Raw genomic sequence first — 17,092 nt, 5'->3', positions numbered from 1 at the left:
ATGTTTGGAAAAGGCGGTATGGGTAACCTGATGAAACAGGCCCAGCAGATGCAAGATAAAATGGCCAAGGTGCAGGAAGAGATTGCACGTATGGAAGTGACCGGTGAAGCCGGTGCCGGTCTTGTAAAAGTTACCATGACAGGTTCTCACAGTGTACGTAAGGTAGATATCGATTCGAGCCTGCTGGAAGACGACAAAGAGATGCTGGAAGATCTTATCGCAGCAGCCTGCAATGATGCGGCACGTCGTGTTGAAGAGAGTCAGAAAGAGAAAATGGCTGAAGTGACCGGAGGCATGCAGCTGCCACCAGGCATGAAGATGCCGTTCTAATCTAGAAGTACCGATGTAGCAACCCTTTCGGGACTCCCAGAATTGCTTGGGATCAAATAGGGGACAAAATGGACTTAGGGTTACCCCTAGGTCCATTTTTTGTGGTCTGGGATCTTGGTTAGCGTGTAATGAGCATAACTATGACCACAACATTGAAATTTACAGGATTAAGGCTCCATTCTGCCCGGCACCAAATAAGGTGCACATGAAGTAAACATCATCTTCAGCCATCGCGCCATTTGAATTTACATCTATCCACCAACGATCACCATAAAGCTCAAAAAAAGACTTAATAGTTGAGAAAGATATTCAATTCAGCCTCTGGACTGTCTCGTAATGGGTTAGCTGCTGTAGTTAGGCTGCGTGCGTACGAGCGGTAAAGGAGTCTTTGGGTTCATAGAGGGGTCAAATTATCTGTTCTGTATGCTACTCTTCTGTTCTGAATTTACATGAAGGGCATATGACGGTGTTTTCACCAATCATCGGCACTGCTCATCACTCTAAAATTATCAGGCATGAAGATGCCATTTATACCCGGATAACAAATGAAATTTAGCCCTCTTGTCGATGAACTTATTCAGTCTTTGAAGTGCCTCCCCGGAGTTGGCCCCAAATCTGCGCAGCGCATGGCGTTTCAGTTGCTGGAGCGCGATCGTAAGGCCGGTCAGACTCTGGCACAGGCTTTATCTTCGGCGATGAGTGATGTCGGGCATTGTCGTGCTTGTCGTACCTTTACCGAGGAGACTTATTGCCCTATTTGTGCCAGCAATAAGCGGGGGAAATCTGAACAGATCTGTGTGGTGGAGACGCCAGCCGATGTGTTGGCAATTGAAGCCGGTGGACACTTTAGTGGTCGCTACTTCGTGCTGTTGGGTCACCTGTCCCCACTCGATGGCGTCGGGCCCGATGAGTTAGGCTTGTCACTGCTCGAAGAGCAGCTCAGTTCCGGGGGAGTCACAGAGCTTATTCTGGCGACCAACCCAACGGTTGAGGGAGATGCCACGGCTCACTTTATTGCAGATATGGCAAAAGCTCATGACGTTTCAGTAAGCCGTATCGCCCATGGTGTGCCCGTTGGTGGTGAGCTTGAGTATGTCGACAGTACGACATTAGCCCTCTCTTTCAATGGGCGTTTGCCGATTTAACCAGGCATGAGCCAAACCACCTATTTTTTTGAGATACGCGAGTTGCAAAGCCAGTGTTTATTATACAGACACTGGCTTTTTCTTTTCTCTACGCCGTTTTTTGAATTTCCGGAAATATTTCCCTTGAAAAGCGAAATTCCAGCCCCATCTCTACTTTCATAAAGAAATACGCTTTGTGAAATACAGAAGGAATAATTCATGTCACAACAAGAAACTCATGGCTTTCAAACTGAAGTCAAGCAACTCCTGAACTTGATGATCCACTCTTTATATTCAAATAAAGAGATTTTCTTGCGTGAATTGGTCTCTAACGCTGCCGATGCGGCCGATAAGCTGCGTTATGAAGCATTAACTAACGATGCCCTCTATGAAGGTGACGGTGAATTACGAGTTCGTATCAGTACCGATAAAGAGAAAGGTACGGTGACGATCGAAGATAATGGTATCGGTATGACCCGAGATGGTGTTATCGAACACCTGGGCACTATCGCAAAGTCAGGCACTGCAGACTTCTTTAGAAATTTATCCGGTGATGAGTCAAAAGATTCTCAGTTAATCGGTCAGTTTGGTGTCGGTTTCTACTCTTCGTTCATTGTTGCCGACAAGGTTACGGTTCGTAGCCGCGCCGCCGGACATGCCAAAGATGAAGGTGTGCAGTGGGAGTCGGCGGGTGAAGGTGACTTTACCGTTGATACCATAGTTAAGGAAAACCGTGGTACGGAGATTGTGTTGCATCTGCGCGAAGAAGAGAAAGAGTTTGCAGACGATTACCGTTTACGTTCGATTATCACTAAGTACTCAGATCATATCTCGGTACCGGTAGAGATGTGGGAGGAGGGGACGCCTGCAATCGAAGCTTCTGAAGAGCAGGAAGCGGTAGCGGCAACCGAAGGTTCATGGAAAGCGATGAATAAGGCGACAGCCCTTTGGACGCGAAACAAGAGTGATGTGTCTAAGGAGGAGTATGAGGAGTTTTACAAGCATATCTCCCATGATTTTACCGATCCTCTTCTGTGGAGCCATAACCGAGTCGAAGGTAAGCAGGAGTACACCAGCTTGCTCTATATCCCTTCGAAGGCACCGTGGGACTTGTGGAACCGTGATCGTAAACACGGCCTGAAGTTATTTGTTCAGCGTGTTTTTGTGATGGACGATGCTGAGCAGTTTATGCCTAGTTATCTTCGTTTCGTTCAGGGTCTTATCGACTCTAACGATCTGCCACTGAACGTATCCCGTGAAATCCTGCAGGACAACAAGATAACAACAGCGCTGCGTACAGCTGTGACTAAGCGCGTACTTGGTATGTTAGAAAAACTGGCTAAGAATGATGCTGAGAAGTATCAGAGTTTCTGGGCTGAGTTTGGTCAGGTTCTCAAAGAGGGCCCTGCCGAAGATATGGTGAACAAAGAGCGTATTGCCGGTTTACTACGCTTCGCATCGACTCATACTCAAGACGCGGCCCCTACGGTTTCGCTGGCCGATTATGTGAGCCGTATGAAGGAAGGTCAGAGCAAGATCTACTATATCGTTGCCGACAGTCATGAAGCGGCGGCAAACAGCCCGCACCTGGAACTTCTTCGTAAGAAGGGGATCGAAGTGATATTGATGTCTGAGCGTATCGATGAGTGGTTAATTAACCATCTTACTGAGTTTGACGGTAAGCAGATGCACTCGGTGACTCGTGGCGATCTTGAACTTGGCGATCTGGAAGATGCCGGCGAGAAAGAAGCGCAGGAGAAGCTTGAAACTGAATCTGAAGGTTTAGTTAAGCGTATGAAAGACTCGCTGGGTGAGAAGGTCTCTGCTGTTAAGGTCACGACCCGTCTGACCGATACTCCGGCCTGTGTCGTAGCCGGTGAAGGTGAGATGTCTACTCAGATGATTAAGTTAATGGAAGCTGCGGGGCAATCAGTACCCGAAAGCAAACCAACATTTGAGATCAATCCTGAGCATCCGCTGGTGGCTCGTCTGAATGATGAGCAGGATGAAGCTATGTTCGCCCAGTGGAGCGATCTTCTGCTGCAACAGGCTCAGTTGTCTGAAAAAGGTAGCTTAGCTGATCCATCGGCCTTCATTAAGCTGATGAACGAGATGCTGTTGGCTAAACTTAAGTAATATTCCCGTAGACGGGGAGTAATCACAGTAATATGAGGCAGGACGTCTGATACCTGAGTGTATAGACAAGGTTCTGCCTCTTTTTTATAGCTGAAATCGTGAGTTATTAAGGCTTATTTCAAGGATCATTATGGAAACCGTTTTGGAACTGACTAAAGAGAATATTCAACAGATAGTAGATGTTTCTATGAAACAGATTGTTGTCTTGTCCTTCTGGTCTCAACAGAGCCCTGAAAGTGTCGGCTTATGTCAGACGTTGACCTCGATGGCTCAGAAACAAGCTGGTCGTTTTGTGTTGGCTAAGGTCGATTGCGACAGTGAGATGGAGATCGCCAACTATTTCCAAATTCAAAATCTACCAACGACTCTCATTCTGAGTGAAGGAAAGCCAATCGATGGTTTTGCCGGTGTTCAGGAGGAGGCACAGATAGCGACTATGCTGGACAAGCACCTTCCGGCCGAGTGGGAGTTGCAACTTAATCAGGCGAAAACTCATCTGGCATCACATGAGTTTGAGCCCGCACTGGTATTGTTAAAGCAGGCATATGCCGAGTCCCCCAATGCTGAAGTGGCTCTGGTTTATGCAGATGCACAACTTATGGCCGGCGACCTCAGCGCCGCTAAAGTGCTCCTCGATAGTATCGGGCTTGCGGATCAGGATGGTTACTATCAGAGCCTGAAGGCAAAGCTTACGTTAGCACTGGATGCGGCCGATACTCCTGAGATCCGGCTGTTACAGCAAACTTTCGATAGCGATCCGTCAGATATTACGGTATTGATGAAATTGGTAAAGGCGTTACATCAGGCTAAGCGAAACGATGAAGCGTTGGAGCTGTTATTCACTCCACTGTCGAAAGATATCTCAGCAGAAAACGGCGAGGCAAAGAAGCTGTTTTTAGAAATTTTGACTGCGCTTGGGCAGGGAAATGCGCTGGCGAATCAATATCGACGCAAACTCTACAGCCTGCTCTATTAAGTAAGTTGTATCGGTTTTAGAGCAAAAGTTCGACACAATGGCCAGTTCACTATTTTTATTGATTAAAAATTGATGTCTATCCGGCTAAAGTCTAACTAAATCCAGTCTAAAACTCATGCAAAACCCTTCAAATGGGCGGCCAATTGTGCGAAGATCGCCGCCCAATGATAAAAACTATGTGAAATAAGAGGACTCTCGAGATGCGCATCATGTTATTAGGTGCCCCAGGTGCCGGTAAAGGTACCCAGGCCCAGTTCATCATGGAAAAGTACGGTATCCCGCAAATTTCAACAGGTGATATGTTACGTGCAGCGGTTAAAGCTGGAACACCTCTGGGTTTAGAAGCTAAGAAAGTGATGGATGCCGGCCAGTTGGTCTCAGATGAGCTGATCATTGGTTTAGTTAAAGAGCGTGTAGCTCAAGATGATTGTGCAAAAGGATTCCTGCTTGACGGCTTCCCGCGCACTATTCCTCAAGCCGATGCTATGGCTGCGAGTGGAATTAAAATCGATCACGTTGTAGAGATCGATGTGCCTGATGAAGAGATAGTTAAGCGTATGGGCGGCCGTCGTGTTCACCCAGGTTCCGGTCGTGTTTACCATATCGTTTTCAATCAACCAAAAGTTGAAGGAAAGGATGATGTGACCGGTGAAGATCTTGCTATTCGTCCGGATGATGAAGAGGCTACGGTTCGTAAGCGTCTTGGTATCTATCATGAGCAGACTAAGCCGCTTATTGAATATTATGGCAAGGTTGCAGCAGCGGGCCACGCTAAATACAGTAAGTTTGATGGCACCCAAAGTGTTGCAGCTGTCAGTGAACAGATCGTAGAAGCGTTAAGCTAAGCGAAATAACGTCATATGAGTGGCAGCCATTGGTAAATGAGCTAGTTCTCATATTTAAAAAAGCTCACTTAAGTGGGCTTTTTTTATGGTTTTTTGAATGCTAGCCTAGATGTGTTTGATGGGCAGGTATCTGTATGGCTACTCTCTCTCAAGGCCAGAAACTTAAGAGTAACGCATTACTGACAAAGACATAATTGTGATTATAGATTGTTATCATAATTGGTCTGCGTCCTGCCTGTCCTCTGTGCTCCTGCAGGCACAATTCTGAACATAATTTTCGCTGCTATTGGTGGTTTCGACCGGTAGGACAATTAACGATTTAGTACAATTGGTATTTTTTAATGAATGCAATGATGAGCGAGACCCCCCCGGCATTTGGTGTGCTTCTGGTTAATTTGGGGACCCCCGATTCACCGAGTGCGAGTGATGTAAAACGTTTCCTAAAGCAGTTTTTAAGTGATCCCAGGGTTGTCGATCTGAACCCCTTGATTTGGAAGCCGATTTTAAATGGAATTATCCTTAATACCCGACCCGCTAAAGTAGCAAAGCTATATCAAGCCATATGGTCTGATGAGGGCTCGCCTCTAATGGTGATAAGTCAACGTCAGCGGGATAAGCTAGCCAACAAGTTGCAGAAGCAATTTGGCAACCCTATTCCGGTTGAATTAGGAATGAGTTATGGCAACCCCTCTCTGGCGAGTGGTTTAGATAAGCTGAAACAACAGGGAGTGAAGCGAATTGTTATTCTTCCGCTCTACCCGCAATACTCCTGCTCTACGGTTGCACCGGTTTTTGACGCTATTGCTCAGGAGTTTAAGGGGTGGAGAGATATCCCTGATTTCCGCTTTAATAAGGAGTATTATCAGCACCCGGATTATATCCAGGCTCTGGCGGCTTCGGTCAGGTCTCACTGGCAACAGCATGGTCAGGCCGATGTTCTCTTAATGTCTTTTCATGGTGTTCCGGTGCGGTATGTTACCGAGGGAGACCCCTACCAGGAGCAGTGCCAGCAAACTGCACAGCTACTCGCACAGGCGCTCGGTTTAGAGGAGAAACAGTGGCGATTATGTTTTCAGTCACAGTTTGGTAAAGAGGAGTGGTTAACGCCTTATACTGATAAATTACTGGAATCGCTTCCGAAAGAGGGCGTTAAATCGGTGGATATTATGTGTCCGGCATTCGCGGCCGATTGCCTGGAGACGCTGGAAGAGATCTCTATCGGTGGCAAGGAGAGCTTTATTGAATCAGGCGGAGAAAGTTATCGCTTTATCCCCTGTCTCAATGATAATGATCTTCATATTGAACTGTTAACTAAACTCATTAGTGAACAATCATCACAATGGGTTTAAGGTTAAATTAAGTTTGATGCAAAAAACTTGACCTGATTACTGGTGAAATTCACTGTGTATGTTAGGATCTGCCGCCATTTATATTGGCCCTCAGCACTCTGTGGGCCAATATAGTGGTTGTGTTGCCTCTTAAGGCAAGGCTCACATTCGCCAATATCCATTGTTGCCAATTAACGAGATCATAAAATGAAGTTTCCAGGTCAGCGAAAGTCCAAGCACTATTTCCCCGTAAAAAATCGTGACCCACTTTTGGCGCAAATGACGCAGCAGCCTCAGCGTTTTCCTACTTATATTACGGGTATCGATCAGACTCTGGTGGATATTGAGGCCAAAGTTGGTGACGAGCTGCTCGAGCGGTATGAACTGCCGAAAGGTAACTCTACACTTATTGATGATGAAAAGGCGCATGCTCTTTATTCCGAGCTCAAATCTAACCAGTTAGTCAGTGATGAGTTTGCCGGCGGTACCATAGGCAATACTGTACACAACTACTCTATTCTTGCCGATGACAGGTCGGTACTCTTTGGAGTGATGAGCAATAACATCGAGGTGGGCAGCTATGCTTATCGCTACCTTTGTAATACCTCTTCTAAAGTCGATCTAAACTACCTACAGCCGGTGGCGGGTCCGATAGGGCGCTGTTTCACGCTTATCTCTGAATGTGGCGAGCGAACCTTCGCTATTAGCAAAGGTTCCATGGATAAGCTGACACCCGAGTATATCGATAAAGAGATAGTGCAGGGAGCTTCGGCTTTGATCTTGACTGCATATCTGATGAGAGCCAGCGATGGCGATCAAATTACCGATGCTGCGCTTAAGGCGATAGAGTATGCCAAAGAGGCGGAAGTACCGGTTGTATTGACATTGGGAACTCGTTTTTTGATTGAGGAAGACCCAAGCTGGTGGAAGAGATTTATCAAAGACAATGTCACCATTTTGGCGATGAACGAAGATGAAGGGGAAGCGCTTACCGGATTGAAGGATCCTTTATTGGCCAGCGAAGCCGCGCTTGAACTGTGTGATCTGGTGCTGACAACGGCCGGCCCTCTCGGACTCTATATGGCGGGTTACACTGAGGACTCGGAGAAGAGAGAAACCAGTCATACGCTTCTGCCCGGGATGATCCCGGAGTTTAACCGTTACGAGTTTTCTCGTCCTAAGTTAAAGTCAGCCTGTGATACACCGATTAAAGTCTACGCCCATATCTCTCCATATATGGGCGGTCCGGAGAAGATCCGTAATACCAATGGTGCCGGAGATGGTGCGCTGGCGGCGTTACTGCATGATCTGGCATCTAACACCTTCCATAAGGCAAACGTTCCGGGCTCGAGTAAACATAAGCGTGATGGTCTGTGTTATTCATCGTTTTCTCAGGTGTGTAAATATGCTAACCGTGTCGCCTATGAAGTGCTGGCTCAGCATAGTCCACGTCTCTCTCGCGGCCTGCCTGAGCGTGAAGACAGTCTGGAAGAGGCATACTGGGAAAGATAAGCTTGAAGTCTCTGACTCAGTTTAAATATGTTTTGCAGTAAAAAATTGTATGTAGTAAAGAACAAAAATGGCGTCCGTTTGGACGCTATTTTTTATGCTTAGCTGATACGACCTCGTATCAGCTACCGACTTTTTTGACCATCAATATTATACAGATTGCCATTATTTAGCATTAAGTTGATCGTTGAAGCTGCTGGCGGCCTTACCCGCCTGGCTGTCATTGAACGTCACCTCATTGAACTCCTTTTCTGACTTGGCAATGACCACAGTCGCCACCGTATCACCGGTAACATTGACTGCCGTGCGCACCATATCGAGTAGCCTGTCCACACCTATGATCAATGCGATCCCCTCTACCGGGAGTCCAACCTGATTGAGTACCATGGCTAGCATGATGAGTCCTACACCCGGTACACCGGCCGTACCGATAGACGCCAGAGTCGCTGTGATAACCACCATGGCGTAATCAGTGATAGTCAGGTCTATGCCATAGACCTGAGCGATAAACACGGTCGCTACGCCCTGCATAATCGCGGTGCCATCCATGTTGATGGTTGCTCCCAGCGGCAGAGTGAATGAGGCGACCTTGTTATCGACCCCAAGTCTGTGCTCGGCCGTTTCTATGGTTACCGGCAGTGTTGCGTTTGAGCTGGCGGTACTGAAGGCAAACAGCTGAACGTCTCTCATCTTGCGGATGAAGGTGAAAGGGTTGAGTCCGGCTAGAAGCTTCAGCAGAGAGGGGTAGACCACAAATGCATGCAGTAGTAACACAGTCAGCACCACAAAGAAATACTTAACTACACTGCCGAATGTCTCTATACCCAGAGTCAGGGCGAGCTTGGCCATCAGCGCGAAGACACCATAAGGCGCAAGCTGCATGATGAGCGTCACCACGCGCATGATAACCTCATTAAGGTCATTGAACAGCGCCGCGACCCGTCTTCCCCGTTCACCGATATGAGAGATAGCGAAACCGAAGATCACCGCAAACAGGATGATCTGCAGCATATTGCCTTCACTCATAGCCTGTAGTGGGTTTGTCGGCACTATGTTGATCAGTACCTGAGACAGACTTGGGGCCTCCTTTGCGTTAAACACTAAGCCATCGCTGACCAGGGAAGCGCTGCCGGGATGAATAAGTATGGCAACTGAGATAGCCACCGAGAGGGCTATGGCGGTGGTGAAAAGGTAGAAGGCGATAGTCTTGCCACCCAGACGCCCCAACTTGGACGGATCGCTTAAGGAGCAGGTTCCGCAGACGAGAGAGATGAAAACCAGAGGTACGACAATCATCTTCAGGCCTGATACAAAAATTGTCCCGATAACGTTTAAGAATCCCTCGGTGACATAGTTTTCGATGAAAGTGCTCTCGGGAAAAAGATTTCTAAGAAGTAATCCGAAGAGTATACCGGCTCCCATACCGATAAGAATTTTGCCCGTTAAGCCGAGCTTTCTTGCTTTAGTTAAAGCCATAGTGCTTCCTGTATAATTTTTATGCTTTTCAATTTGCACAATAAGCCTAGCAAGAAAGTTCTGGCGATGAAATGGGCAGATAGTTAAAGTTTTTCGCTCTTTTAACGAAATAAAATAAGATAGTTATGGAAAAGTAGCGGGAAAATTATGTAATGTTGGGCTATAAGTAATAAGCGCTTTGCTTAAAATTACATTCTGAGTAACAGGGAGTCTGGCATGAAGTCAGCTTATCAAGTTTTTGTCGCATTTATCTGGTCGTTTTTTCTCGTAGCCTGTAGTGGCGGAGGGGATATTGTTGATGACGGTAGTGGTGGAGGAACGACACCTCCGGCGGCCATTACGGTTGAGTTAGCAGTCGATAACACCCAAGTATCCGTTGCAGAGCCCGCAACGATTACCGCAACGGTGAAAACTTCCAGCGGGGCTCCGGTCAGTACCTTAGTTTCCTTTACCTTAAATAATGAAAGCTACGGAACTTTCGCTCCCGGTACCGGTGAAGTTGCGACCAATTCAGATGGTGTCGCGACCATTCAACTCAATACAGCGGAGATAAATACCGGAGCAACAGTTACTGCTACTATCTCCTCCGGAGAGTCAGCCTCTTTGAATGTCACTATGGTAGGTGATGGCGGTGAAGCCGGAGGTGGTGCTCAAGTCTCTTTGGTGTTGACAGATGGTGCCGGCAACCCAATTCAAACGATTAGTACATTATCGCCTGGTAAATTAACGGCTACGGTAACCGGGATAAATAAACCGGTAATCGTAACGTTTGACAGCCCTATCGGCGATCTTCCCATTAAAAGTGCGGTAACCGATTCTGATGGTAAGGCTACCGTCGATATCTATGCGGGAAGCTCCCTGGGCGCAGGTGAAGTCACTGCAAGTTTGTCGACAAATGAGGTTGGTAAAACGATTGTCGTGGTTGGCGCAACCAACGTTGTGATGGGAAGCGGCAGCCCCTTCGAAGAGGGGGTCGCCGAGGTTAGCACCGCTAATTTGTCTGCCGGTGGCACGGCAACCATCTCAGTCCTTATTCAGGACGATCAGGGCACGCCCTTTACCCAGCCTGTCGATGTAAACTTCTCATCAACTTGTGCCACTAAAAATCCGGCACAGGCTGAGATAAGCTCGCCGGTATCTTCAAGTAATGGTATTGCCACTTCGACCTATCTGGCGCAAGGGTGTGTAGGTGAGGATCAGATAAATGTCACCGCCAATGCCGGTGGCATCAGCCTATCGGCTGTCGGTATCATCAACGTGCTTCAGGCCGATGTGGGCAGTATTATCTTTGTCTCGGCCGAACCGGAAAATATCGGTATCTTAGGAACCGGAGGCGTCGAGTCCTCAACGGTTAAGTTTCAGGTGCTCGATAAGAACAGTAATCCGGTCAGTAATCAGAATGTACTGTTTGAACTCAATACTAACGTAGGTGGTGTAGATATCAGCCCGGTTTCTGCGACGACCAATAATGAAGGTATAGTTCAAACGGTCGTGACAACGGGTACTGTGGCGACCTCTGTCAGAGTGACGGCTACCGTGGACGATAACTCTAACCCGGTTATTTCCAGTCAGTCTAAGCAGCTGATCATCTCAACCGGTATTCCGGATCAGGATAGCTTCTCACTCTCTGCCGTAGTGCTCAATGCCGAGGGTTGGGATATTGACGGGACAACAGTAGAAGTCACCGCACGAATGGCCGATGCCTTCAACAACCCGGTGCCCGATGGAACGACGGTTTCTTTTACAACCGAGGGCGGGGCAATTGAGGATGCATGTCAAACTCAGAACGGTGCCTGCAGTGTTACCTGGACCAGTCAGTTGGCAAGACCCGAGGGACAGTCACTGTTCGATGAGCGAGGAGTTCAGATCCGTAACCCAACCGCTGAGTTAGCCTGCTATGTGCTGAAAGTGAATGAGAGTGACTCGGCTGTTTGTGATATTACCAACGATGCGCAAACCCGCGTCTACGGTAACTTCTATGGGCAGAAATATGGTGGCCGGGCGACGATAACGGCGACGGCGATCGGTGAGGAGACCTTCCCGGATCTCAATGGTAATGGTCGTTTCGATGCCAGTGAGATGAGTGAGTTCTTGACCGGCAAAGATGTTACCGGTGAGTCCTTCGATCTTGATGATGCATTTAACGATTATAACGAAGATACTGTCTTTAACCCGCAACCTAGTGGACAGTTAATCGGTCTCGAAGGTGGCGCTTTAGAGGAGTTAGTCGATTTTAACTCAAATAACGTATTTGATTTCAAAGATGGCTTGTACAACGGCGTACTCTGCTCTTCTCCCGCTCACGCAGGTTGTGCCGATGGCATTAATGACTCTAAGTCGTTATATGTACGCAGAAGCCTGACCATGGTGATGTCAGGAAGCGGTGCTGTGGCGACCAGGCATGCAGATATTGTTATCGACGATAAGGATGGGGTGCATAACCCTGGAGTGATAACCATAGTTGGTAAAGGGGCTGCCAGTGTATACTTTACTATCTCAGATCTTCATAACCAGCAGATGCCGGCAGGAAGCAAGGTGACTTTCACGGCTACGGCAGGCTCTGTAGTAAGTGGTAATGAGTTTATCTGGCCAAGCAGCAACTATAATGGCGGTCGCGATTTTGCTGTCACAATCAAGGGGGAGGATGAACCTAATTCGGGCGTGTTCTTAGTTCATGTTGAGAGCCCAAATGGGTTAGTGACAGAGGTTGTTTCTATCGGAATAGTGATTGAGTAAAAGCTAAGACTTAATAAAAAACCCAAGGTAAGACCTTGGGTTTTTTTTGGGGGAGTTTAAATCGTTCTTTGCGATTGTTCCTACTTCTGGAACTGATACACACTGCCCAACTTCATTATCTGTGTCAGCTCATCAAGCGCAGTTCGCGACTCTATGAGTACCTGCGGGTCGGCTAAATCGTCGACGCTGAGACGGTCACGGTAATGCTTATCTACCCAGGCGTTCAGGCGGGTAAACAGGGCATCACTCATCAGGGTGTGCTGATTGACCGCGGCCAGCTCCATATCGTTCATGGCGACACGTAGCCTCAGACACGCAGGCCCGCCACCATTTTGCATGCTCTGCTTAACATCGAAATAGCTAACCTGTTTAATTGGAGTGCCTAAGGTGACGACCTCTTTGAGATAGGCGTGAACGGCTTCATTTTCCTGACAGTTGGTCGGGGCTATGATGGCCATCTCACCCGATGGCAGGGTGATGATCTGAGTATTGAACAGATAACTCTTCACCGCGTCCTGTATCGAAACTTTAGTTGTAGGCACTTCGATGAAGTGAAGTTCGCTGTCGCCGAACTTACGTTTTATCTCATCGAGTTTGTTCTTGGTATCGACAAAGGCCTGCTCGTGGTAGAAGAGGACATTCTGGTTACCGACGGCAATCACATCGTTGTGAAACACCCCCTGATCGATGACGTCCGGGTTTTGCGAGATAAATACGGTATTCTCTTCATCGAGTTGGTGAAGGCGTGCTATCGCCTGTGAGGCTTCCAGGGTCTGCCTGGCGGGAAACTTAGATGGTTTAGGTGCCGCCGGATTGGTCGCCTCCTGACCATAGACAAACAGCTCGACACCTGCGTTGCCATAATCTTTACACAAGCGGGTATGGTTGGCCGCTCCCTCATCACCAAAGCTGTTGTGCTCAGGAAGATGCTGGTGGTGGGTGAAGTGGCGTGAATTGCTGAATGTCGCGGCAAGAATATTGCCCGTAGTGACAGGCTCGATGCTACGGTGTAACTTATCAACCAGGTTTGCGGGGGTAAAGTGTAACTTGCCATCATGGGTGTCGGCGCTTGGGGATACGGTCGCCGCATTGGCTGTCCACATGCTCGATGCACTGCAACATGCTCTTAGGAGTGCTGGAGCCTGCTTGGCTGCTTTTTTTAAAACTTCAGCATCTGTACCGGAAAAACCAATTCTACGCAGTGTATGAAGATCTGGGCGCTCCTGAGGGGCTAACATACCCTGGACTAGTCCCATATCAGCGAGAGCCTTTGCTTTTTTTAGCCCCTGTTTGGCCGCAGCTCGTGGATCTGAAATCGCGGTTGCATTATTAAGAGAGGCAACATTACCGAAAGAGAGCCCGGCATAGTTGTGAGTCGGTCCAACCAGTCCATCAAAATTCGCTTCAAAATGCTTCATTATTTTTCCTTTTTAGGGTAGCAATACCTTTTTTATCTGTTGAAGTAAAATGGGTCATATGTTTATATCTGCATCAACAAGTGGAATTTGAACCTGCCGACGATCTCCCCAAATTTCCTGATAATTTTATTTGTTTTTATCTTAAAGTGACTTAGCGCCGAATAACCGGGGGTGCAGAACCTGAGATAAATGGCTATCATTGCGTAAATTCGATTGAATTATTACTTTTTTTACCAAATTTTTTGCCCAGTATACTTGAGGTTTTAAGGTTAACAAGGTAGGCGAAAATAGGTATTTTGTGATTTTTGCATCGAAATGCACAACAATTACTTGCTAGATGACTAATAATGAAATATTAGTTTTTAATTACGCAATTATTTTTTTCACACTTATTTTAGAAATAGTTTCAAAACGGTTAATTATTGGCTCAACGATACAAATAAAAGAGGGATAAGCTTGAAAGTATCGTGACAACCCTCTATATATGGAGCCAATTGACAAATTTTGAGACTTTTTTGGCGCAGATCATTCTATGGGTAAATCGCTAGTTATTGTCGAATCACCGGCCAAAGCCAAGACTATTAACAAATATCTCGGCAAAGATTACATCGTGAAATCGAGTGTGGGTCATATTCGTGACCTGCCAACATCATCCAGTCCAGATGCAAAAGTGGCAACCAAAACGCCGGCAGAAGTACGAAAAATGGCTCCTGAAGAGAAAGCTATCTACAAGAGCATGAAAGCCAAACAAGCACTTGTAGCTCGTATGGGGGTCGATCCTGATAAGGGCTGGAAAGCCAAGTATCAGACGCTTCCGGGTAAAGAGAAGGTAGTTAAAGAGCTGCAAACCTTAGCCGAATCCGCCGACCAAATCTTTCTCGCAACCGATTTGGATAGAGAGGGAGAGGCCATTGCGTGGCACCTTCAGGAGGTGATCGGTGGTGATGCTTCTCGTTATCAACGTGTGGTGTTTAATGAGATCACCAAATCTGCGATTCAGGATGCATTCAGTAATCCATCCAGCTTAGATACCAACATGGTCAACGCGCAACAGGCGAGGCGTTTCCTCGATCGTGTCGTTGGCTTTATGGTTTCTCCGCTACTGTGGAAAAAAGTGGCTCGCGGACTCTCCGCGGGCCGTGTGCAATCGGTGGCGACCAGGCTGGTTGTCGAAAAAGAGAGCGAGATTAAAGCCTTTGTCCCTGAAGAGTTCTGGGATATTCACGCTCAACTTGAAACACAGAAGCATGATGCATTAAAGATGCAGGTGGTTAAGTTTCAGGGGAAGGCGTTTAACCCGGTTACTGAATCTGAGGCTCAAACTGCTACGGCGGCACTGTCTCAATCAAGTTTTGTTGTCGCGGCTCGTGAAGACCGGGCGACATCCAGCAAGCCGTCGGCGCCCTATATCACCTCTACCTTGCAACAGGCCGCGAGTACCCGCTTAGGGTTTGGTGTTAAGAAGACCATGATGATGGCACAACGTCTCTATGAGGCCGGTCATATCACCTATATGCGTACCGACTCGACCAATTTGAGCCAGGAAGCACTCGATGGTGTACGGGAGATGATCGGTAAGGAGTTCGGCGACAGATACCTGCCGGATGCCCCCATTCGTTATGGCAGCAAAGATGGAGCTCAGGAAGCGCACGAGGCGATTCGTCCCTCAGATGTGAAAGTGCAGGCCGCATCCATGAAGGATATGGAGAGGGATGCACAGCGCTTATATGAGTTGATCTGGCGCCAGTTTGTGGCTTGTCAGATGACACCGGCTAAATATGATGCGACCCGATTGACGGTTGAAGCCGGCGATTTTGAACTTAAGGCAACCGGGCGCACACTACGTTTCGACGGCTGGACTCGCGTCCAGACTGTAGTGAAGAAGAAAAATGAAGAGGATAATACGCTTCCTGTCGTTGCCAAGGGCGATAAGCTGAATTTGCAGGAGTTACTGCCTAAGCAGCACTTTACCAAGCCGCCGGCAAGATATGGTGAAGCATCGCTGGTAAAAGAGCTCGAGAAACGTGGTATCGGACGTCCTTCGACCTATGCGACCATCATCTCGACGATTCAGGATCGCGGTTATGTGAAGGTTGAGAACCGTCGTTTCTATGCCGAGAAGATGGGCGAGATCGTCAGTGAGAGCCTCATCGGTAGTTTCAAAGAGTTGATGAGTTATGACTTTACCGCCAGCATGGAGCAGACTCTTGATGATGTGGCTCAGGGGGAGTTGGAGTGGAAGAAGGTTCTCGATGGCTTCTATAAAGATCTGACCAAGCAGATCGAGCAGGCCGAGTTAGCACCGGAGGAGGGCGGCATGCGCCCTAATGAGATGGTGCTGACGGACATCAAGTGTCCAACCTGTGAGAGACCTATGGGAATTCGCACCGGAACCACAGGCGTCTTCCTAGGCTGCTCCGGATATGCATTGCCACCTAAGGAGCGTTGCAAGACGACGATGAACCTGACTCCCGGCGAAGAGGCCGTGAGTGAAAACAGCGAAGATGCAGAGACAGATGCGCTGAGAGCCAAGCACCGTTGTGGTGTGTGTGGTACGGCGATGGATAGTTACCTTATCGATGAGAAGCGTAAACTTCATGTCTGTGGTAATAACCCTATCTGTAATGGTTATGAGGTCGAGCTGGGTCAGTTTAAGATCAAAGGTTATGAAGGGCCGATTATTGAGTGCGATCGTTGTGGTAACGATATGGAGCTTAAAAATGGTCGCTTCGGTAAGTATTTTGGTTGTACTAATGCCGATTGTAAGAATACCCGTAAGTTACTTAAGAGCGGTGAAGCTGCTCCGCCGAAGGAAGACCCTATCCACCTTCCTGAGTTGAAGTGTACCAAGTCTGATGGTTATTTCGTACTCAGAGATGGTGCGGCAGGGATCTTCATGGCTGCAAGTACTTTCCCTAAGTCACGTGAGACCCGTGCTCCGTTAGTGGAGGAGTTGGTCAAGTATCGTGAACTGTTATGGCCTAAGTATGCCTATCTGGCCGATGCGCCTGTTACCGACGATGACGGCAACAAGGCGACTGTTCGATTCAGCCGTAAGACGAAGGAGCAGTATGTTGCGACCGATGTCGATGGCAAGGCAACAGGCTGGACATCTAAGTTTATCGACGGCAAGTGGGTGACTGAGTCCAAGAAGAAAGCCAAGCCTAAAGCTAAGGCCAAGCCGAAAGCGAAGAAGTAAGCCGCTATACTTGCA

At 47.8% G+C, this 17,092-nt stretch carries 11 protein-coding genes; 9 read left to right on the top strand and 2 right to left on the bottom strand.

Features of this window, described 5'->3' with window-relative positions:
• The 7 genes from Q1B47_RS05320 (at position 1) to Q1B47_RS05290 (ending at position 8,251) form a co-directional block, all read left to right on the top strand.
• Positions 1-330 carry a YbaB/EbfC family nucleoid-associated protein gene (locus Q1B47_RS05320; protein ID WP_299789714.1) on the top strand — a complete coding sequence of 110 codons (330 nt, stop codon included), beginning with the start codon at positions 1-3 and terminating at the stop codon, positions 328-330.
• A gap of 545 nt (positions 331-875) precedes the next feature.
• Positions 876-1,475: a recombination mediator RecR gene (recR, locus tag Q1B47_RS05315; protein WP_299789712.1), complete on the top strand. Its 600-nt coding sequence runs from the start codon at positions 876-878 to the stop codon at positions 1,473-1,475.
• 198 nt (positions 1,476-1,673) lie between these two features.
• Positions 1,674-3,590, top strand: a complete 1,917-nt coding sequence (gene htpG / locus Q1B47_RS05310; RefSeq protein ID WP_299789710.1) for a molecular chaperone HtpG — start codon at positions 1,674-1,676, stop codon at positions 3,588-3,590.
• A 130-nt stretch (positions 3,591-3,720) separates the two neighbouring features.
• Positions 3,721-4,566 carry a tetratricopeptide repeat protein gene (locus Q1B47_RS05305; RefSeq protein ID WP_299789707.1) on the top strand — a complete coding sequence of 282 codons (846 nt, stop codon included), beginning with the start codon at positions 3,721-3,723 and terminating at the stop codon, positions 4,564-4,566.
• 200 nt (positions 4,567-4,766) lie between these two features.
• The gene (adk, locus tag Q1B47_RS05300) at positions 4,767-5,411 is read left to right on the top strand and encodes an adenylate kinase (RefSeq protein WP_299789705.1); all 645 of its coding nucleotides are present in this window, start codon (positions 4,767-4,769) and stop codon (positions 5,409-5,411) included.
• A 341-nt stretch (positions 5,412-5,752) separates the two neighbouring features.
• A complete protein-coding gene (gene hemH, locus Q1B47_RS05295; protein WP_299789703.1) occupies positions 5,753-6,760 on the top strand; it encodes a ferrochelatase in 1,008 nt (335 codons plus the stop codon).
• A gap of 186 nt (positions 6,761-6,946) precedes the next feature.
• Positions 6,947-8,251, top strand: coding sequence for an inosine/guanosine kinase (locus Q1B47_RS05290; protein ID WP_299789700.1), 1,305 nt, complete (start codon positions 6,947-6,949; stop codon positions 8,249-8,251).
• A gap of 162 nt (positions 8,252-8,413) precedes the next feature.
• Here Q1B47_RS05290 and Q1B47_RS05285 read toward each other — a convergent pair whose 3' ends face one another.
• On the bottom strand, positions 8,414-9,724 hold the full coding sequence (locus Q1B47_RS05285; protein ID WP_299789697.1) for a dicarboxylate/amino acid:cation symporter: 1,311 nt from the start codon (positions 9,722-9,724) through the stop codon (positions 8,414-8,416).
• A 216-nt stretch (positions 9,725-9,940) separates the two neighbouring features.
• Between Q1B47_RS05285 and Q1B47_RS05280 the strand changes: the two genes are divergently transcribed.
• Positions 9,941-12,460, top strand: a complete 2,520-nt coding sequence (locus Q1B47_RS05280) for a hypothetical protein (protein WP_299789694.1) — start codon at positions 9,941-9,943, stop codon at positions 12,458-12,460.
• Positions 12,461-12,540: 80 nt separating this feature from the next.
• Here Q1B47_RS05280 and astB read toward each other — a convergent pair whose 3' ends face one another.
• Positions 12,541-13,878, bottom strand: coding sequence for an N-succinylarginine dihydrolase (astB, locus tag Q1B47_RS05275; protein WP_299789691.1), 1,338 nt, complete (start codon positions 13,876-13,878; stop codon positions 12,541-12,543).
• A gap of 532 nt (positions 13,879-14,410) precedes the next feature.
• Between astB and topA the strand changes: the two genes are divergently transcribed.
• Positions 14,411-17,077: a type I DNA topoisomerase gene (gene topA, locus Q1B47_RS05270; RefSeq protein WP_299789688.1), complete on the top strand. Its 2,667-nt coding sequence runs from the start codon at positions 14,411-14,413 to the stop codon at positions 17,075-17,077.
• The last annotated feature ends 15 nt before the right edge of the window (positions 17,078-17,092 follow it).

The sequence above is a fragment of the uncultured Shewanella sp. genome (genome assembly GCF_947501225.1).
In the GTDB taxonomy this organism is placed as follows: Bacteria; Pseudomonadota; Gammaproteobacteria; order Enterobacterales; family Shewanellaceae; genus Shewanella.
The sequence above is the reverse complement of the archived record's forward strand: the minus strand, read 5'-3'. Positions and strand labels throughout refer to the sequence as shown.